At 59.5% G+C, this 19,229-nt stretch carries 16 protein-coding genes; 5 read left to right on the top strand and 11 right to left on the bottom strand.

Annotated features, from left to right (window positions below; all coding sequences use genetic code 11):
- Positions 1 to 30 precede the first annotated feature (30 nt).
- The gene (locus ACA069_RS05115; RefSeq protein ID WP_497616584.1) at positions 31 to 390 is read right to left on the bottom strand and encodes a DUF6124 family protein; all 360 of its coding nucleotides are present in this window, start codon (positions 388 to 390) and stop codon (positions 31 to 33) included.
- A gap of 610 nt (positions 391 to 1,000) precedes the next feature.
- Here ACA069_RS05115 and ACA069_RS05110 point away from each other — a divergent pair.
- Entirely contained in the window at positions 1,001 to 1,219 is a 219-nt protein-coding gene (locus tag ACA069_RS05110; RefSeq protein WP_489879167.1) for an EF-hand domain-containing protein, read from the top strand.
- Positions 1,220 to 1,681: 462 nt separating this feature from the next.
- On the opposite strand, the gene ACA069_RS05105 is transcribed toward ACA069_RS05110, so the two are convergent.
- Together ACA069_RS05105 and purL are read right to left on the bottom strand one after the other, a co-directional pair.
- Positions 1,682 to 1,993: a YqfO family protein gene (locus tag ACA069_RS05105; RefSeq protein WP_102356444.1), complete on the bottom strand. Its 312-nt coding sequence runs from the start codon at positions 1,991 to 1,993 to the stop codon at positions 1,682 to 1,684.
- A 5-nt stretch (positions 1,994 to 1,998) separates the two neighbouring features.
- Positions 1,999 to 5,895: a phosphoribosylformylglycinamidine synthase gene (gene purL / locus ACA069_RS05100; protein WP_497616582.1), complete on the bottom strand. Its 3,897-nt coding sequence runs from the start codon at positions 5,893 to 5,895 to the stop codon at positions 1,999 to 2,001.
- A gap of 285 nt (positions 5,896 to 6,180) precedes the next feature.
- Here purL and mltF point away from each other — a divergent pair, with 285 nt between their 5' ends.
- Positions 6,181 to 7,641: a membrane-bound lytic murein transglycosylase MltF gene (mltF, locus tag ACA069_RS05095; protein ID WP_489879169.1), complete on the top strand. Its 1,461-nt coding sequence runs from the start codon at positions 6,181 to 6,183 to the stop codon at positions 7,639 to 7,641.
- 114 nt (positions 7,642 to 7,755) lie between these two features.
- On the opposite strand, the gene pdxJ is transcribed toward mltF, so the two are convergent.
- The 8 genes from pdxJ to lptF form a co-directional block, all read right to left on the bottom strand.
- The gene (gene pdxJ / locus ACA069_RS05090) at positions 7,756 to 8,502 is read right to left on the bottom strand and encodes a pyridoxine 5'-phosphate synthase (protein WP_497616580.1); all 747 of its coding nucleotides are present in this window, start codon (positions 8,500 to 8,502) and stop codon (positions 7,756 to 7,758) included.
- Positions 8,503 to 8,549: 47 nt separating this feature from the next.
- Positions 8,550 to 9,239 (bottom strand): DNA repair protein RecO, encoded by a 690-nt coding sequence (recO, locus tag ACA069_RS05085; protein WP_187680030.1) that lies wholly within the window; start codon positions 9,237 to 9,239, stop codon positions 8,550 to 8,552.
- A gap of 119 nt (positions 9,240 to 9,358) precedes the next feature.
- A complete protein-coding gene (era, locus tag ACA069_RS05080; protein WP_489879172.1) occupies positions 9,359 to 10,261 on the bottom strand; it encodes a GTPase Era in 903 nt (300 codons plus the stop codon).
- On the bottom strand, positions 10,254 to 10,943 hold the full coding sequence (rnc, locus tag ACA069_RS05075) for a ribonuclease III (RefSeq protein WP_187680031.1): 690 nt from the start codon (positions 10,941 to 10,943) through the stop codon (positions 10,254 to 10,256). Before rnc ends, era begins: the two co-directional genes overlap by 8 nt.
- A 181-nt stretch (positions 10,944 to 11,124) precedes the next feature.
- On the bottom strand, positions 11,125 to 11,979 hold the full coding sequence (gene lepB, locus ACA069_RS05070) for a signal peptidase I (RefSeq protein WP_497616578.1): 855 nt from the start codon (positions 11,977 to 11,979) through the stop codon (positions 11,125 to 11,127).
- A gap of 5 nt (positions 11,980 to 11,984) precedes the next feature.
- Positions 11,985 to 13,784 (bottom strand): translation elongation factor 4, encoded by a 1,800-nt coding sequence (gene lepA, locus ACA069_RS05065; RefSeq protein ID WP_187680033.1) that lies wholly within the window; start codon positions 13,782 to 13,784, stop codon positions 11,985 to 11,987.
- A gap of 172 nt (positions 13,785 to 13,956) precedes the next feature.
- Positions 13,957 to 15,018 carry an LPS export ABC transporter permease LptG gene (gene lptG / locus ACA069_RS05060; protein ID WP_187680034.1) on the bottom strand — a complete coding sequence of 354 codons (1,062 nt, stop codon included), beginning with the start codon at positions 15,016 to 15,018 and terminating at the stop codon, positions 13,957 to 13,959.
- Positions 15,011 to 16,132: an LPS export ABC transporter permease LptF gene (gene lptF / locus ACA069_RS05055; RefSeq protein ID WP_401271857.1), complete on the bottom strand. Its 1,122-nt coding sequence runs from the start codon at positions 16,130 to 16,132 to the stop codon at positions 15,011 to 15,013. Before lptF ends, lptG begins: the two co-directional genes overlap by 8 nt.
- Before the next feature lie 577 nt (positions 16,133 to 16,709).
- On the opposite strand from lptF, the gene ACA069_RS05050 reads away from it, so the two are divergent.
- Genes ACA069_RS05050 through ACA069_RS05040 form a run of 3 tightly spaced genes read left to right on the top strand, consistent with a single transcriptional unit; the run spans position 16,710 to position 19,093 of the window.
- On the top strand, positions 16,710 to 18,200 hold the full coding sequence (locus ACA069_RS05050) for a leucyl aminopeptidase (protein ID WP_187680036.1): 1,491 nt from the start codon (positions 16,710 to 16,712) through the stop codon (positions 18,198 to 18,200).
- Between the two features lie 60 nt (positions 18,201 to 18,260).
- Positions 18,261 to 18,689, top strand: coding sequence for a DNA polymerase III subunit chi (locus tag ACA069_RS05045; RefSeq protein ID WP_187680037.1), 429 nt, complete (start codon positions 18,261 to 18,263; stop codon positions 18,687 to 18,689).
- 8 nt (positions 18,690 to 18,697) lie between these two features.
- The gene (locus ACA069_RS05040; RefSeq protein ID WP_187680038.1) at positions 18,698 to 19,093 is read left to right on the top strand and encodes a DNA polymerase III subunit chi; all 396 of its coding nucleotides are present in this window, start codon (positions 18,698 to 18,700) and stop codon (positions 19,091 to 19,093) included.
- Positions 19,094 to 19,229 lie beyond the last annotated feature (136 nt).

Below are 19,229 nucleotides of genomic sequence, written 5' to 3'. Positions count from 1 at the left end.
GCCTGCTGGCAATGAACGATGACGCGGTCGTCAGGTTTGTGGGTCGACTCGATCCAGTGCCCGGCTGACAGCCAGTTCGGCGAGCATGACGATTTGCTGGATGCCTAATACCGTGCTGCGCTGAGAACCGCTTAGCTCATTGGCAAAGTTGCTGGCGGCGGTGCTTGCCGAAGCTAGAGATTCGCAGGCGTGGGCGAGCAAGCTTTCGGTGTCGACTTCGGGGCAAACCATGAACATGGTGCTCGATCGGCGCGGCTTTGCGGGTTCGGGGCACAGGTAGAAGTCGAGAGCGCGTTTGATGGCTTCGCGGTTTCGGGCCTGGTCGTCGGCGCGGATAGCTTCTTCGAGTGGGGTTTTGGTTTCGGGTGGGTCGGGTACGAGCTTGGTCATTGCAATGATCTCTAATCAAATGATTGAAGCCATCACTGGTCGTTTCTCACGCGACGAAGAGGTGGCAGCTATGTGCGGAGTGAGAAACCGGTAAGAGATCAACCCGGCCGAACCGAAGTCCGCCCGCACACAGCCGCCATAGAACATTGCCGGCAGCAAATAAGCTGGCGGCGATTATGGTGCTACTGACGTTTGATTAAAACCTCTTACCGGGTTCTCACACCCGATCACCGATTTGCGGTGACAGCCAAAGACTAGAGATCCGACGTCCGACGGACAACCTGAAAACCTTGTGGGAAGGTTCTGGTGATCTCACATCCAGTTAAACAACGCGAATCGCCTCCCTCGTGTAGGAGCTGCCGAAGGCTGCGATCTTTTGACTTTGACGTTTCAACATCAAAAGCAGGATCAACAGATCGCAGCCTTCGGCAGCTCCTACACGTGAGCCGGTGCATTCAGGAGTGAAATCGCCCCCACATTGTCGGCACTGTCAACTGTCAGGTCTGACAGTTGACCGCCTCGACCGACGTTATTACGTTGACTGAATCAGGCAGTTTTTATGTCGTAGCCTCGATAACCCTGCACTTAATTCATAAAGGATGGCTGCGACATGGCAAAGAAAATGACGGACGCAGAACAACTCGAGCATCTGAAAGAAACCTACAAAAATCTGGACGCAAACAAGGACGGAATCCTTACTATCGAAGAGTTCGCCAAAGGCACCGAAGGCTATGCCAAAACGATGAGAGAGTTTGTTTGGAATGAGTACAACAAGGACGGGGACAAAGACTTGACCCTGGAAGAGTACCTGGCCAGCCAAAACCCATAACCTGCTAAATAGTTTCGTCACTAGCAGGCTGCCATCGCTGGCAAGCTCCCACAGTTTTGATTTGCGCACAAACCATGCGGCAAAGCCGCCCCACTCAACAGGATGAGCGTTAGCTCGGCTGCAGCTCTTGATCTTGATCCACGGGCCCCGTCGGCAGGCTGAGTGGATGAAACCCGGAGCGAAGGAACCCCGAGCCTTAGCGAGTGGGCCGAACGTTGGGGCACAGACCTTTGGTTACTTTGGGGCGTTTGCCAAAGTGACTCGCTGTAAGAGCGAAACCGCCAGCGGCAGCACCCGAAGAAATGGATATTCACCCAGTCAGCCAGAACATGGTCGCCTGTCAGGGCGCCATCGCCAGCAGGCTGGCTCCCACATTTGAATGAGCTAACCCCTCAAATCGGGGGCAACAAAAAACCCGCTGAAATCACTCTCAGCGGGTTTTTCATTCCAGCGGCAGAAAGATCAGAAATCTTCCAGCCGCCACACTTCATAAGCCGGCGTCTCATACGGATGACTGAGCTTCAACGCCGCCACAACAGCCACGATCAACTCATCCGCCACCACAAGCTCAACCTTCCATTCCTCAACCCGCTCGACCTGCCCCGCCTCACCAATAAACGGCTGACTGCCATCCAAAGGCCGAAACTGGCCAGACCCAAGCACCTGCCAAGCACAGTGGTCATAGTCACCGATCCGCCCACCACCGGCAGCGAACACGGCCCCTTTGACCACCTCGACATGACTGTCAGGAACAAAAAACCCAAGCTTGTACACGACGCTTAGTTAACCCACACGCGAGCATTACGGAACATACGCATCCAAGGTGCGTCCTCGTTCCAGTCTTCCGAACGCCACGAGTTTTGCACCGCGCGGAACACACGCTCCGGGTGCGGCATCATGATCGTCACACGGCCATCACGGCTGGTGAGACCAGTAATCCCGCGCGGCGAACCGTTCGGGTTGGCCGGATACGATTCAGTGACCTTGCCATGGTTGTCGACAAAACGCATCGCCACACAACCCGACAGATCCGCTTCCAGCAATGCTTCTTCGCTGGAGAACTCGGCATGACCTTCACCGTGAGCGATGGCGATCGGCATACGCGAACCGGCCATGCCCTGCAGGAAGATCGAGTTCGACTCCTGAACCTGAACCATCGCCACACGCGCTTCGAACTGCTCGGAGCGGTTGCGCACGAAGTGCGGCCAGAACTCGCTGCCCGGAATCAGCTCGTGCAGGTTGGACATCATCTGGCAACCGTTGCACACGCCGAGGGTGAAACTGTCGTTACGTTCGAAGAAGCCCTGGAACGCATCGCGGGCGCGGCTGTTGAACAGTGCCGACTTGGCCCAGCCTTCACCGGCGCCGAGTACGTCGCCGTAGGAGAAACCACCGCACGCCACCAGACCTTTGAACTCGTTCAGATCGACACGGCCGGCCAGAATATCGCTCATGTGCACGTCGATCGCGTTGAAACCGGCGCGGTCGAACGCGGCCGCCATTTCCACCTGACCGTTGACGCCCTGCTCACGCAGCACGGCAACCTGTGGGCGGATGCCTTTCTTGATGTAAGGCGCAGCGACGTCCTGGTTGACGTCGTAGCTGAGCTTGACGCTCAGGCCCGGGTTGTCTTCTTCCAGCAACACGTCGAACTCTTGCTCGGCGCAGTCGGCGTTATCGCGCAGACGCTGGATCTGGTAGCTGGTTTCAGCCCACTGACGTTGCAGCAGACGACGCTGGCCTTCGAACACAGTGTCACCGTTGAAGGTGATGTTGATCTGGCCATTGTTCATCGGCTGACCGATCACGGAAACACAGTCGCCCAGACCGGCAGCGCTGAATTGCGCGAGGATGTCTGGCGTGGCGTCCTGACGAACCTGAATCACCGCACCCAGTTCTTCGTTGAACAGGATGGCGGCGATTTCGGCCGAGGATTCGGCAACGCTGTCGAGGTTCAGGCTCAGACCGCAGTGGCCGGCGAAGGCCATTTCCACCACGGAGGTCAGCAGACCACCGTCGGAACGGTCGTGGTAAGCCAGCAGGTGACCGTCGGCGTTGAGGCCCTGGATCACCGCGAAGAAGGCTTTCAAGTCTTCGGCGTCATCGACGTCCGGCGCGTGCTTGCCGAGCTTGCCGTGAACCTGAGCAAGGATAGAGGCGCCCATGCGGTTCTGACCGCGACCGAGATCGATCAGGATCAGGTCGGTGGTGCCCTTGTCCATGCGCAGTTCCGGGGTCAGGGTCTGACGGATGTCAGCCACTGGCGCGAAACCGGTCACGATCAGCGACATCGGCGAGGTCACGGTTTTTTCTTCGCCGTTGTCATTCCAGCGGGTGGCCATGGACATCGAGTCCTTGCCGACCGGAATGGTAATGCCCAGCTCAGGGCACAGTTCCATGCCGACCGCTTTCACGGTGTCGTACAGACGCGCGTCTTCGCCCGGGTGGCCGGCAGCAGACATCCAGTTCGCCGACAGTTTGATGTCGGAGAGCTTGTTGATGCGCGAAGCGGCAATGTTGGTCAGGGTTTCGCCGATGGCCATGCGGCCCGACGCCGGGGCGTCCAGCAGTGCCAGCGGAGTACGCTCGCCCATCGCCATCGCTTCACCGGTGTAAACGTCGAAACTGGTGGCGGTCACGGCAACGTCGGCCACCGGAACCTGCCATGGGCCGACCATTTGGTCACGGGCCACAAGGCCGGTGATGGTGCGGTCGCCGATGGTGATCAGGAAGCTCTTGCTCGCCACGGCCGGGTGATGCAAAACGCGCTCGATGCTCTCAGTGATGTCGAGGTTGGACGGATCGAAGTCATCGCCCAGCTCGGCTTCACGCACCACCGAACGGTGCATGCGTGGCGCCTTGCCCAGCAACACTTCCAGTGGCATGTCCACCGGGTTGTTGCCGAAGTGGCTGTCGGTCACGGTCAGTTGCGGCTCGGCGGTGGCTTCACCGACGACGGCAAACGGGCAACGCTCACGTTCGCAGATCGCCTGGAAGCGCTCGAAGTCTTCCGGGCCAACGGCCAGAACGTAACGCTCCTGGGATTCGTTGGACCAGATTTCGTGCGGGGCCATGCCCGGCTCGTCGTTTGGAATGTTGCGCAGTTCGAAACGACCACCGCGGTCGCCGTCGTTGACCAGTTCCGGGAAGGCGTTGGACAGACCGCCCGCGCCAACGTCGTGGATGAAGCTGATCGGGTTCTTGTCACCCAGTTGCCAGCAACGGTCGATGACTTCCTGGCAACGACGCTCCATTTCAGGGTTTTCACGCTGAACGGAAGCGAAGTCCAGATCCGCCGAGCTGGTGCCGGTGGCCATGGAGGAAGCGGCGCCGCCGCCCAGACCAATCAGCATCGCCGGGCCACCGAGCACGATCAGCTTGGAGCCAACGACGATCTCGCCTTTCTTGACGTGTTCTTCGCGGATGTTGCCCATGCCGCCGGCCAACATGATCGGCTTGTGGTAACCGCGAACTTCGTCACCGTGCGGGGTGGTGATCGATTGTTCGAAGGTACGGAAGTAGCCGGTCAGGGCCGGACGACCGAATTCGTTGTTGAACGCGGCGCCGCCCAGCGGACCTTCGATCATGATGTCCAGCGCAGTGACGATGCGCTCAGGCTTGCCGTACGGCACTTCCCACGGCTGTTCGAAGCCAGGGATTTGCAGGTTGGACACGGTGAAACCGGTCAGGCCAGCCTTTGGCTTGGCGCCACGACCGGTTGCACCTTCGTCGCGGATCTCGCCACCGGAACCGGTGGATGCGCCCGGGAACGGGGCAATCGCGGTCGGGTGGTTGTGGGTTTCAACCTTCATCAGGATGTGCACCGGCTCCTGCACCGCGCCGTACTGGCGGGTTTCAGGGTTCGGGAAGAAACGGCCGGCAACGTTGCCGACGATCACCGAGGCGTTGTCCTTATAAGCCGACAGAACGCCTTCGCTGTGCATCACGTAGGTGTTCTTGATCATGCCGAACAGGCTTTTTTCCTGGTTCTGGCCATCAATATCCCAACTGGCGTTGAAGATCTTGTGGCGGCAGTGCTCGGAGTTGGCCTGAGCGAACATCATCAGTTCGATGTCGTGCGGATTACGCTTGAGGCCATTGAAGGCATCGACCAGATAGTCGGTCTCGTCTTCGGCCAGGGCCAGGCCCAGCTCGGTGTTGGCCTTTTCCAGCGCGGCGCGACCGCCGCCGAGGATGTCGATCGCGGTCAGCGGCTTCGGTTCGGCGTGGCTGAACAGACCGGCAGCCTGTTCGAGGTTGGCCAGAACGATCTGGGTCATGCGGTCATGCAGGACATCGGCAATCTGCTGCGCTTCGGCTTCGCTGAACTGACCGGCCACGTAGAACGCGATGCCGCGCTCCAGACGCTGGATCTTGCTCAGGCCGCAGTTGCGGGCGATGTCGCTGGCCTTGCTCGACCATGGCGAGATGGTGCCGAAACGCGGCAACACCAGGAACAGACGGCCGGTCGGCTCTTGAACCGGAACGCTTGGACCGTACTTCAGAAGGCGCGCAAGCACCTGCTGTTCGTCGCCGGTCAGGACGCCGGTGACTTCGGCGAAGTGAGCGAATTCAGCATACAAGCCACTGACAGCTGGAACCTTCTGGCTCAGTTGCTCAAGGAGTTTGCTGTGGCGAAAGGCAGAAAGGGCAGGAGCGCCGCGCAGGATCAACATCTTCGGGACAGCCTCGGGAAGGGGTGTGCTTTGAGGCCGTGCATTCTAGCCTAAACCGCCTTCAACATCACCCGAAACGCTACGCACGGTTGCACTCGCATGTCGATCTGTGTTTCTGATTCGTGAGTCAAATTTAACCGGCCTGTGAAGACGGCTTATTTTTACTGTAACAAAATGCCCTTCGGCCCCATTTCTACTGGGTTTTGTTCGGTTTTGTGATCTCTAGCAGACCTGCCCTGCGCTGTCGAGATATGGCGCCCGCAGTCCTTTGCGTATACTGCGCAAATGTTTTTCCCAACGGCTTTGCGTCCGCGGTACGCCAAATGGCTGATCGCAACCGGACTCTTCCTGATGCTCGGTGGCTGTGTTGATAAACCCAACACACTCGAGCGCGTAAAGGAGGATGGCGTGCTGCGGGTGATTACCCGAAACAGCCCCGCCACCTACTTTCAGGATCGCAGCGGTGAAACCGGCTTCGAATACGAGCTGGTGAAGCGCTTCGCCGACGATTTGGGCGTCGAACTGAAAATCGAGACCGCCGACAACCTCGACGATCTTTTCAACCAGATCGGCAAGCCGAACGGCCCGGTACTGGCCGCCGCAGGCCTGGTCAGCAGCGAACAACGCAAGACGCAGGTGCGGTTCTCCCATTCCTACCTCGAAGTCACCCCGCAGATCATCTATCGCAATGGCCAGTCACGGCCGACCGACGCCGGTGATCTGGTCGGCAAGAAGATCATGGTGCTCAAGGGCAGCACCCATGCCGAGCAACTGGCCGAGCTGAAAAAGAAAAACCCGGGCATCGAGTACGAAGAATCTGACGCCGTTGAGGTGGTCGACTTGCTGCGCATGGTCGACGAAGGCCAGATCGACCTGACGCTGGTCGACTCCAACGAAGTGGCGATGAACCAGGTGTACTTCACCAACATTCGCGTGGCCTTCGACCTCGGCGATGCGCGCAGCCAGAGCTGGGCGGTGGGCCCGGGCGAAGACAACAGCCTTCTCAACGAGATCAACAGCTATCTCGACAAGGTGCAGAAGAATGGCACCCTGCAACGCCTCAAAGATCGCTATTACGGGCACGTCGACGTTCTCGGCTACATGGGCGCCACCACGTTCGCCCAGCACTTGCAGCAGCGCCTGCCCAAATACGAACAACACTTCAAGAGTTACGCCAAGAAAGAGAAAGTCGACTGGCGTCTACTGGCAGCCATCGGTTATCAGGAATCGTTGTGGCAACCGACAGTCACCTCGAAAACCGGCGTGCGCGGCTTGATGATGCTGACCCAGAACACCGCTCGGGCGATGGGCGTGTCCAATCGCCTCGATCCGAAGCAGAGCATCATGGGCGGCGCCAAGTACCTGGCCTATATGAAGGATCAGCTCGACGATTCGATCAAGGAGCCGGATCGCACCTGGTTTGCTCTGGCCGCCTATAACGTCGGCAGCGGCCATCTGGACGACGCGCGCAAACTGACCGCCAAGGAAGGGTTGAACCCGGACAAGTGGCTGGACGTGAAGAAGATCCTGCCGCGCCTGTCGCAGAAGCAGTGGTACAGCAAGACCCGCTACGGCTACGCCCGGGGCGGCGAGCCGGTGCATTTCGTGGCGAACATCCGTCGTTATTACGACATCCTCACTTGGGTAACCCAACCGCAGCTTGAAGGCGATCAAGTGGCCGAGGGCAATCTGCATGTGCCGGCTATCGACAAGTCCAAGCCGACCCAAGAGCCTGCTCCGCTTTAAAAGCAAAAGATCGCAGCCTTCGGCAGCTCCTACAGGTGATCACATGCGCCGCAAAATTGCGGGGTTAGCATGATCCCCCTGTAGGAGCTGCCGCAGGCTGCGATCTTTTGATCTTCAGCCCTTCAAGGCAGCCGCCAGAATCAGCGCCTTCATCTCAGACACTGCAGACTTGAAACCCACGAACAACGCATGCGCCACCAGCGCATGACCGATGTTCAGTTCGTTGATGCCCTTGATCGCCGCGACGGCTTCGACGTTGTGGTAATGCAGGCCATGACCGGCATTGACGATCAGCCCCTGCGCCAGACCAAACGCCACACCATCAGCGACACGCTTCAATTCCTCAGCGACTTCAGCCGGGGTTTCGGCATCGGCATAGCGCCCGGTGTGCAGTTCGATGGCCGGCGCACCAACACGCTTCGAGGCAGCAATCTGGCGCTCGTCGGCATCGATGAACAGCGACACTTCGCTGCCGATCTTCGACAGACGCTCGACCGCAGCCTTGATCCGCGCTTCCTGCCCCGCGACATCCAGACCGCCTTCGGTGGTCAGTTCCTGACGGGTTTCCGGGACCAGGCAGATGTGCGCCGGACGGATGAGCTCGGCGAACGCCATCATTTCTTCGGTGACGCCCATTTCGAAGTTCATGCGGGTTTGCAGCACATCCTTGAGCAAGAGCACGTCGCGCTCCTGAATGTGTCGACGGTCCTCGCGCAGGTGCACGGTGATGCCGTCGGCGCCCGCCTCTTCCGCGTCCAGCGCCGCCTTGACCGGATCCGGGTAGCGCGTGCCACGGGCCTGACGCAGGGTGGCGACGTGGTCGATGTTCACGCCAAGAAGAATGCGATTGCTGGTGGTCACGGATGCGCTCCTGAATTTAGAGATTCGGCGCACAGCATACGGGGTGATCAGGGCTTGCGAAACAGTTCGCGACTGACGAGGGGACGACCGCCCAGATGAACGGCCAATGCTTGACGCATCAGACGTTTGGCGGCTGAGAGTGCGCCGGGGGCTGACCAGTCGGCTTCGGCCATGGCCAACAATTCAACGCCGTTGAACAGGCCAGGTTGCAGCAGGTAAACGCGCTCAAGGCCAGCGTCCACTTGCAGACGATAGAGACCGTCCGGTGCCACCGCTTCGCCGTGGATGTCGGTGTTCATGGAAAAGCCATAACCGAGATCATCCAGCAGGCGCCATTCGAAGGAGCGCAACAAGGGCTCCAGCGGCCGACCTTCGGCCAAGGCCAGCAAGGTCGCGGCGTAGTGATCGAACACCGCCGGGTGCGGATCTTCGGCGGGTAGCAAACGGATCAACAGCTCATTGAGGTACAGACCGCTGAACAACGCCTCGCCGACCATCCACGTCGCGTTACCGGCACTTTCCATGCGCCCGACATTCTTCAACTCGCCCTTGCCGCGAAACTCGACTTCCAGCGGCACGAATGGCCGCGCCAACGTTCCGGCCTTGCCCCGCGCACTGCGCAACACCGCCCGCAGCCGACCTTGCGGCGTGAGGAAGTCCACCAACGCGCTGGTTTCGCGGTAGGCGCGAGAGTGCAGGACGTAGGCGGGTTGGGCGGGAGGTGGGCTTTGCGACATGAGAGCTGTTTCCCGGTCGGAGATTACAAAAAAGATCGCAGCCTTCGGCAGCTCCTACAGGTATACACAAAACTCTGTAGGAGCTGCCGAAGGCTGCGATCTTTTGATCTTGGTACCGCTTACAGGTCGCCGTAACCCAGCGAACGCAATGCACGCTCGTCGTCGGACCAACCGCCCTTCACCTTGACCCACAGGTTGAGCATGATCTTGGAGTCGAACAGCAGCTCCATGTCCTTGCGCGCTTCGGTGCCGATGCGTTTGATGCGCTCGCCCTTGTCGCCAATGATGATCTTCTTCTGGCCATCACGTTCGACGAGAATCAGCGCATGGATATGCAGGGTTTTGCCCTGCTGCTTGAACTCTTCGATCTCGACGGTGATCTGGTACGGCAGCTCGGCGCCCATCTGGCGCATGATTTTTTCGCGCACCAGTTCAGCGGCGAGGAAACGGCTGCTGCGGTCGGTGATCTGGTCTTCCGGGAAGAAGTGATCGTTTTCCGGCAGGTGATTGGCAATCACCTTTTCCAGCGCCTCAAGGTTGTGCCCGTGCTGCGCGGAGATAGGGATGATCTGCGCGTTCGGCAGCTGTTCCTGCAACCAGCTCAGGTGCGGCATCAGTTCAGCTTTGTCTTCGATGCGGTCGGTCTTGTTCAGTGCGACGATCAGCGGGCCGGTCACGTACTGCACGCGCTCCAGCACCATCTGGTCTTCTTCGGTCCACTTGGTGCGATCGACCACGAAGATCACGACGTCGACGTCTTTCAACGCCGCCGAAGCGGTCTTGTTCATGTAACGGTTGAGAGCCTTTTCGCCACCCTTGTGCATGCCGGGGGTGTCGACGTAGATCGCCTGTACGTCACCCTCGGTCTTGATCCCGAGCATGTTGTGACGGGTGGTCTGCGGCTTGCGCGAGGTGATCGCCAGTTTCTGACCGAGGATATGGTTCAGCAGCGTGGACTTGCCCACGTTGGGACGGCCGACGATGGCAACGTAGCCACAGCGAGTTGCGTTTGTATCAGTCATTGCCATTCTCCACGCCCAGGGCAATCAGTGCTGCGGCGGCCGCTACCTGTTCGGCAATACGACGACTCACACCCTGACCTCGGCTTTTTTCATTCAGTAAGACAACTTCGCACTCGACGAAGAAGGTTCGGCAGTGCGGCTCGCCCTGGATATCTACCACCTCGTAACGAGGCAGCTCGCAACCGCGCGATTGCAGATGTTCCTGCAGACGGGTCTTGGGATCCTTGTTGGTGTCCACCAGCGTCAGGCCTTCGAACTCGCCGGCCAGCCAGGCCAGGACGCGCTCGCGGGCCATGTCCATGCCGGCGTCGAGGTAGATCGCACCGATCAACGCCTCAAGGGCATCGGCCAGAATCGATTCGCGACGGAAACCGCCGCTTTTCAGTTCACCGGAACCCAGACGCAGGTAATCACCCAGGTCGAAACCACGCGCCAGTACGGCCAGGGTCTCACCTTTCACCAGGCGTGCGCGCAAACGCGACAACTGGCCTTCGCGAGCCAGCGGGAAGCGATCGAACAACGCCTCGCCAGCGACGAAGTTGAGGATGGCATCGCCGAGAAATTCCAGGCGTTCGTTGTTGCGCCCGGCAAAACTGCGGTGCGTGAGGGCCAGGACCATGAGTTCCTGATCCTTGAAGGTGTAACCGAGCTGACGCTCGAGACGGCTTAAAGAGGCGCTCACGGTTTACCCACGCTGAGATCAAAGCTGGATTCCACCGCCATCGCCGGGATACGGCGCAGGCCTGGGACAATTAACGCTGTGTTCAAAAATTACGTCCTGAATATCGTGGCTTCATGCCCTGGAGTCGATTGTAGCGACTCCAGAAATGCATTCGGCGCTGTGTTCAACAGCGCCGTGGTGATTACTTGATCAGGCCAACCCGCGAGAAATTCGGCAGGTGGCTGAGTTTCGGTTCCGGCCAGCTCATCCAGACCGCGAAGGCCTTGCCGACGATATTCCGGTCGGGAACCATGCCCAGCAGATCCTTGGGAATGTTGGGATCATCCCAGTAGCGACTGTCGTTCGAGTTGTCGCGGTTGTCGCCCATCATGAAGAAATGCCCGGCCGGCACGGTCCAGGAATGGTCCGGCGTGGCGCGGTAACGGCTCATTTCCTTGCGGATCAGGTGCTCGGCAGCGCCGAGTTTTTCCTTGTAGAGCTCTGCGCTGCCCAGCGTGCCCGGCTCGGAACCGACCATTTGCTCGGCAATCGACTCACCGTTGACGAACAGACGCTTGTCAGCGGTGTAACGCACCGTGTCGCCCGGCAGGCCGACCACACGCTTGATGTAGTTGACGTTCGGGTCGCTCGGGTAGCGGAACACCATCACATCGCCGCGCTGCGGATCACCGACTTCGATGATTTTCTTGTCGATCACCGGCAGGCGGATCCCGTAAGAAAACTTGTTCACCAGAATGAAGTCGCCGACGTCCAGGGTCGGTTTCATCGAGCCGGACGGAATCTGGAACGGCTCCACCAGGAACGAACGCAGCACCAGCACGATGAACAACACCGGGAAGAACGACTTGCCGTATTCGACCAGCAGCGGCTCTTTGTTCAGCTTCTCGACCACCACGACGTCGGGCTGGCTGACACTGCCTTGATAAGAGGCAATGGCAGCACGCCGGCGGGGCGCCAGAATCAGCAGATCGAGCAACGCCAACAGGCCGCAGACGAACACGGCGATGACCAGCAACAGCGGGAAATTTAGCGACATAGGACCTAACTATCCAACCTGAGCACTGCAAGGAAGGCTTCTTGTGGAATTTCCACGTTGCCGACCTGCTTCATGCGTTTCTTACCGGCCTTTTGCTTCTCGAGCAGTTTCTTCTTACGGCTGACGTCACCACCGTAGCATTTGGCCAATACGTTCTTTCTGAGAGCCTTGACGGTTGTCCGGGCGACAATCTGACCGCCAATGGCGGCCTGGATGGCCACGTCGAACATCTGACGAGGAATCAGTTCTTTCATCTTCTCGGTCAACTGGCGACCTTTGAAGTGCGAGTTGTCACGGTGCACGATCAACGCCAGGGCATCGACCTTGTCGCCGTTGATCAGCACGTCCAGTTTCACCAGATTAGCCGATTGGTAACGATCGAAATGGTAGTCCAGCGAAGCATAGCCGCGGCTGGTGGATTTGAGACGGTCGAAGAAGTCCAGAACCACTTCGTTCATCGGCAAGTCGTAAGTGACTTGCACCTGATTGCCGAGGAACAGCATGTCGACTTGAACGCCGCGTTTCTCGATGCACAGGGTGATGACGTTGCCCAAGTGTTCTTGCGGCACCAGGATATTGGCGCGCACGATCGGCTCGCGCATGTCTTCGACGGCCGACACATCCGGAAGCTTGGACGGGTTATCGACGTAAATCGTTTCACCGGTTTTCAGCACCAGTTCGAAGATTACCGTCGGCGCCGTGGTGATCAGGTCCAGGTCGTACTCGCGCTCGAGGCGCTCCTGGATGATTTCCATATGCAGCATGCCGAGGAAGCCACAACGGAAGCCGAAGCCCAAGGCGTCGGAACTTTCCGGGGTGTACTGCAGCGACGAGTCGTTCAGGGTCAGCTTCTGCAGCGCTTCGCGGAAATCTTCGAAGTCGTCGGAGCTGACCGGGAACAGACCGGCGTAAACCTGTGGCTGGATGCGTTTGAAACCCGGCAGTACCGGAACATCCGGGGTCGAGCTCAGGGTCAGGGTGTCACCGACCGGCGCACCGTGAATGTCCTTGATGCTGGCGATGATGAAGCCCACTTCGCCGGCCTTGAGGTCTACGGTGGCGGTGTGTTTCGGATTGAAAACACCGACGCTGTCGACCAGATGGATCTTGCCGGTGGATTTCACCAGGATCTTGTCACCCTTCTTCACGCGGCCGTGACGCACGCGCACCAGGGAGACAACGCCCAGGTAGTTGTCGAACCAGGAGTCGATGATCAACGCTTGCAGCGGATCTTCGATGTTGCCGGTTGGCGCAGGAATGGTGTGCACCAGACGCTCAAGCACTTCGTCGACACCCAGGCCGGTCTTGGCACTGCAGGTGACGGCGTCAGTGGCGTCGATGCCGATGATCTTTTCGATTTCGTCTTTGACGCGATCAGGATCAGCCTGTGGCAGGTCGATCTTGTTCAGGACCGGCATGACCTCAAGGCCCTGCTCAATCGCGGTGTAGCAGTTGGCCACGGACTGGGCTTCGACGCCCTGACCGGCATCGACCACCAGCAAGGCACCTTCACACGCGGCCAGGGAACGGCTGACTTCATAGGTAAAGTCTACGTGGCCCGGGGTGTCAATGAAGTTCAGCTGGTAGGTGACGCCATCTTTGGCTTTGTAATAAAGGGTAACGCTGTGGGCCTTGATGGTGATCCCGCGCTCACGCTCAAGATCCATGGAATCCAGTACCTGGGCTTCCATTTCACGCTCGGCCAGGCCGCCGCACATCTGGATGAAGCGATCGGCCAGCGTCGACTTGCCATGGTCAATGTGGGCGATGATGGAGAAATTGCGGATATGACTCAAATCACTCACGGATCAACACTCAAAAAGGCTGCAGGCATGGCCCGCCGAAAAATAGCCGGGAATTGTACCTGATACACGGCGCAAGCGTCACGTTCGCCTGTCACCCGGATTGCATGCAAAAACGCCCCGATCGGTTGATCGAGGCGTTTCCGGGGCTAAGCAGAGGATGAAAGCTTGTTCATCAACCGGCTCGTCTAAGCAGCCAGACACCTGCCAGCGCGCAGACACCGGCCGGCACCAGCACCGCAAACAGCGGCGAGAAACCGAACACCAGGCTCGACGGACCGAGCAAATCCTGGACGATGCGGAAGGTGAAGCCGACCAGCACACCGGTGAACACACGCTGGCCGAGGGTTACCGAACGCAGCGGGCCGAAGATGAAGGAAATCGCCATCAACACCAGCGCGGCTGTCACCAACGGCTGCAACACCTTGACCCAAAATGCCAGCCAGTAACGGCCGTTGCTCAGGCCCTGCTCCGACAGATAGTGGATGTAGCCCCAAAGTCCGCTGATCGACAGCGATTCCGGGGCCATCACCACAGTGCTCAGCAGTTGCGGGCTCAAGGCCACGTCCCAACGCTCGCTCGGCGTGTTTACGACTTCGGTGCTGCGCTCATGGAACAAGGTGGTGGCCACGTCGGTGAGCTGCCATTGAGTGCCATCGAACTCGGCCTTCTTGGCGAAGCTGGAGCTCAGCAGATGGCGCTCCTTGTCGAAGTGATAGCGAGTCACGCCATACAACAGGCCGTTGGGTTGCACGGCGTTGATGTGGATGAATTCTTCACCCTGACGGTGCCACATACCGTGCTTGGCGCTTTGCGCGTCGCCGCTGCCCTGGGCCAGCGAGCGATTGGCCTGGGCCATGCTTTCGGTGGCCGGGGCGACGTATTCGCCAATCAACACGCCTGCGAGCATCAGCACCAGCATCGGCTTCATCACCGCCCAGACGATCCGGCCGATCGACACGCCAGCGGCACGCATTACGGTCAGTTCGCTGCTGCTGGCCAGACTGCCGAGGCCGATCAGGCAGCCAATCAACGCGGCCATCGGCAACATTTCGTAGAGCCGGCGCGGCGCGGTCAGCAGGACGAAACTCAGCACGTCTACCAATGTGTAGGTTTCGCTGACGTCACCCATCTCATCGATAAAGGCGAACAGGGTCGCCAGACCGAGAATGATTGCCAGCACGGCAATGATAGCCATGAACACGCTGCTGCCGATGTAGCGGTCGAGCTTAACCACGGGCCACCTCCAGCGCAGCAGCGCGACGGCTGGCCATCTTCAGACGCAGCGGCTCCCAATACAGCAGGCCGAGGCCGATGACCAGGAAGATCGCATGCACCCACCATAAGCCGAGCGCCGGTGGAATCTTGCCTTTTTCAAGGGCGCCGCGGGCGGCAATCAGGATGGTCAGGTAAGCCATATAAAGAAGAATCGCCGGCAGCAGCTTGAGGAAACGCCCTTGACGCGGATTGACTCGCGACAGCGGCACCGCCATCAGGGTCACGATAAACACCAGCAACGGCAGGGAAAGACGCCATTGCAGTTCGGTTTTGGAGCGGATGTCGTCACTGCCCAGCAGAGACGAAGTCGGCATGGCGTCACGATCGGTGACTTCTTCGCTGACGTCCGGTTTGGGCAGCAGCACACCATAATTTTCGTAGTGAATGGCGCGGTAATCCGCCTGACCCGGACTGCCGTCATAGCGATAACCATTGTCGAGAATCAGGTAGCGATTGCCGTCGGGGCGGACTTCCTGACGGCCCTTTTCGGCCACAAGCACGGAAATCCCGCGATCCTTCTGATCGGCGCCGAGGTTCTTCTGCGAGATGAACACGCCGCCCAGGTTGACGCGATCGTCGCTCAACGTTTCGGTGTAGGTCACTCGGGTGCCGTCACGCAGGGCCTGGAAGCGACCCGGTTCGAGGGTATCGAACTCGGTCAGGGCGTCTTGCTTGTTCAGCAGCAACTGGAACTGATTGGCACCCTGCGGGGCCAGGCCCAGGCTCAGCCATGCCACGACCAGTGCCACCAGCGTTGCCGGAAACAGGGTCATGCGAAACAGCTTCTGCTGACTCATGCCGGTGGCCGAGAGCACGGTCATTTCGCTTTCCAGGTACAGGCGACCGTAGGCCAGCAGGATCCCGAGGAACAGACCCAGCGGCAGAATCAGTTGCAGGAAGCCCGGCAGACGAAAGCCCATGATCAGGAACAGCGAACCCGGATCGAGCTGGCCGGCAGCGGCCTGAGCGAGGTATTTGATGAAGCGACCGCTCATGATGATGACCAGCAACACCGCACTCACGGCGCTGAGGGTCAACAGGACTTCGCGGGACAGATAACGGAAGACGATCAAACCAGACACTCCAGGGTTGTCAGGCTAAGGCGGCCAAACAAGCAAACACATCGACCGGCCCGCAACGCAGAGCCGTCGAAAAAAGATGCGGCATTATCCTGTGATTGAGGGCGCCTGTCACTGCGCACACTCATCCTCGCACGCAATCCGTTGAAGATCGTACAACCTAGGGGGCGTTCTCAATTAGTTTTCACACCGCTCCGGGTCTGCTGTTGTGCAGGGCAAGGCGCGAGAAGCGTGGTTTGGTCATTCCAAATAAGCTTCGAGCAACGCAGCCCTGCACAAACAGCAGGCCCGGCCCTTCGGGTTGTGCCTTAAAGCCGGCCAGTCTGCGTTGCAGGCCTTGGAAAGGGAACAACCATTCCCAGCGGCCTGCGCCTTGCCTGGCTGGCTTTAAGGCGATAACGCTGTGTGAAAACTAATTGAGAATGCTCCCTAGGGTTGTCAGGCGCGGGGAGCGAGGTTCAAACTGCGGCCCTTGTCGCAGGCTTTGGCCTGCGCCTCTTCTATCTATAAGCAGGCGACTGCGGACACCGTCGAACGCCTGCGTGTTGACCATTCATTCAGGGATCCGGACATGGAACTGGTTGTAAAAAGCGTTAGCCCAGAAACGTTGAAAACCGCCACCCTGGTGGTTGCCGTCGGCGAAGGCCGCAAACTCGGTGTCGCCGCCAAACAGGTCGACGAGCTGAGCGGTGGCGCGATCAGCGCCGTACTCAAGCGTGGCGATCTGGCCGGCAAGGTTGGTCAAAGCCTGCTGCTGCACAGCCTGCCAAACCTCAAAGCCGAGCGCGTGCTGCTGGTCGGCGTAGGCAAGGACGAGGAACTGGGCGACCGTCCGTTCCGCAAAATCGTTGCCGGCATCCTCAACACCCTCAAAGGCCTGGGCGGCAGCGATGCCGTGCTGGCGCTGGACGAAGTCATCGTCAAGGGCCGCGACAGTTACGGCAAGACCCGCCTGCTGGCAGAAACCCTGGTGGACGGCGAATACACCTTCGACCAGTTCAAGAGCCAGAAGGCCGAACCGCGCGCCCTGAAGAAAATCACCCTGCTGACCATCAAGGCTGCACAAGCCGAAGTTCAGCGCGCCGTGAATCACGCTACCGCGATTGCCAATGGCATGGCCTTCACCCGTGATCTGGGCAACCTGCCGCCGAACATCTGCCACCCGACTTTCCTTGGCGAACAAGCCAAGAACCTCGGTAAAGAGTTCAAGGACCTGAAAGTCGAAGTGCTCGACGAGAAGAAGATCAAGTCGCTGGGCATGGGCTCGTTCTATGCCGTTGGCCAGGGCAGCGAACAACCGCCGCGCCTGATCGTCATGCAATACAACGGTGGCAAGAAATCCGAGAAGCCATACGCACTGGTTGGCAAAGGCATCACCTTCGACACCGGCGGCATCAGCCTGAAGCCGGGCGCCGGCATGGACGAAATGAAGTACGACATGGGCGGCGCTGCCAGTGTGTTCGGCACCCTGCGTGCGGTCCTCGAACTGAAGCTGCCGATCAATCTGGTGTGCATCCTCGCCTGCGCCGAAAACATGCCGAGCGGCAATGCGACCCGTCCGGGCGACATCGTCACCACCATGAGTGGCCAGACCGTGGAAATCCTCAACACCGACGCCGAAGGCCGTCTGGTGCTGTGCGATGCCCTGACCTACTCCGAGCGCTTCAAGCCACAAGCGGTGATCGACATCGCCACCCTGACCGGCGCTTGCGTCGTAGCACTGGGTGCCCACACCTCGGGCCTGCTGGGTAACAACGACGAACTGATCGGCCAACTGCTCAGCGCCGGCAAGGCTGCTGATGACCGCGCCTGGCAACTGCCGCTGTTCGATGAGTACCAGGAACAGCTGGACAGCCCGTTCGCCGATATCGCCAACATTGGCGGGCCGAAGGCCGGCACCATCACCGCCGCATGCTTCCTGTCGCGCTTCACCAAGAACCTCAACTGGGCACACCTGGACATCGCGGGCACCGCGTGGACCAGCGGCGGCAAGGACAAGGGCGCCACTGGCCGTCCGGTGCCACTGCTGACCCAGTACCTGCTGGATCGCGCCAAAGCCTGAAACCGATGACTGCGGGCGGCGCTTCTTTTTTGAGGCGCCGCTTTCAGCTCAGGAACCGCAATGACCAAAGTCGACTTCTATATCCTGCCCAGCGCCGATCCCTCGGCACGCCTGGACTTTGCCTGCAAGCTCACCGAGAAAGCCTGGCGCATGGGCCACCGCATCTACCTGCATTGCAGCGATGCCGCTCAGCGCGAAGATCTCGATGCTCGGCTGTGGGCGTTCAAGGGCGAAAGCTTCGTGCCCCACGGCCCCGCCGACAGTGAACCCGAGGGGTTGATTGTGTTGGGGGTAGGCGATGACTGCGGTCAGCATCAGGACTTACTGGTCAATCTCGACCTGAAAGTCCCGGCCTTCGCCAACAAATTCGCCCGCGTGGCGGAAGTGGTGGTGGAAGATCCGACCATTCGCGCGGCTGCGCGGGAGAGTTTCCGTTTCTACCGCGAACAGGGCTATCCTCTGCAAGATCACCGTTTACAGCGACTCTGAGCACTCCAATGGACACTCCGAAACCGCAGCAAAAGTCCGCACACCTGCTGGACGATCTCGAATCGATCCGCCAGTTGCTCGGCGATGACAACCTGCAACCGCCACTGCTGACCGACACGGTCGATGACGGTGAACAGGAACAGATTCCGATGTTGTTCGATTCGGTCGGCGCCGAGGCGCCCGCCGTCGAGCCGCCACCGGCTCCGCCCCCGACGCCTGCCGCGCAACCTGCTGCGACCGTCGATAAAGGCCCGGACGCCCTGCTGCACCTGGACAGCGAACTGCGCGCCGCCGCGCAATTGATCATGCAAGACGTGATCGACGACTTCGCGCCGCACATCGAAACTGAAATCAAACGCCGCCTCGATGCGCGGATGGAACGGTTGCTCAGCCAGTACGAATAATCCCCACGATCCCCTGCAGGAGCTGCCGCAGGCTGCGATCTTTTGATCTTGACCTTAAAAAACAAAGTCAAAAGATCGCAGCCTTCGGCAGCTCCTACAGAAAGCTTGCGTCCACCCGCCCCTCCCCCGCTCGCCC

The organism is Pseudomonas sp. LBUM1652, assembly GCF_059716105.1.
The sequence above is the reverse complement of the archived record's forward strand: the minus strand, read 5'-3'. Positions and strand labels throughout refer to the sequence as shown.

Coding starts and splice junctions, on each gene's coding strand:
- ACA069_RS05115 (WP_497616584.1), bottom strand. CDS start 390: ATGACCAAGCTCGTACCCGACCCACCCGAAACCAAAACCCCACTCGAA.
- ACA069_RS05110 (WP_489879167.1), top strand. CDS start 1,001: ATGGCAAAGAAAATGACGGACGCAGAACAACTCGAGCATCTGAAAGAA.
- purL (WP_497616582.1), bottom strand. CDS start 5,895: ATGTTGATCCTGCGCGGCGCTCCTGCCCTTTCTGCCTTTCGCCACAGC.
- mltF (WP_489879169.1), top strand. CDS start 6,181: ATGTTTTTCCCAACGGCTTTGCGTCCGCGGTACGCCAAATGGCTGATC.
- recO (WP_187680030.1), bottom strand. CDS start 9,239: ATGTCGCAAAGCCCACCTCCCGCCCAACCCGCCTACGTCCTGCACTCT.
- era (WP_489879172.1), bottom strand. CDS start 10,261: ATGACTGATACAAACGCAACTCGCTGTGGCTACGTTGCCATCGTCGGC.
- lepB (WP_497616578.1), bottom strand. CDS start 11,979: ATGTCGCTAAATTTCCCGCTGTTGCTGGTCATCGCCGTGTTCGTCTGC.
- ACA069_RS05050 (WP_187680036.1), top strand. CDS start 16,710: ATGGAACTGGTTGTAAAAAGCGTTAGCCCAGAAACGTTGAAAACCGCC.
- ACA069_RS05045 (WP_187680037.1), top strand. CDS start 18,261: ATGACCAAAGTCGACTTCTATATCCTGCCCAGCGCCGATCCCTCGGCA.
- ACA069_RS05040 (WP_187680038.1), top strand. CDS start 18,698: ATGGACACTCCGAAACCGCAGCAAAAGTCCGCACACCTGCTGGACGAT.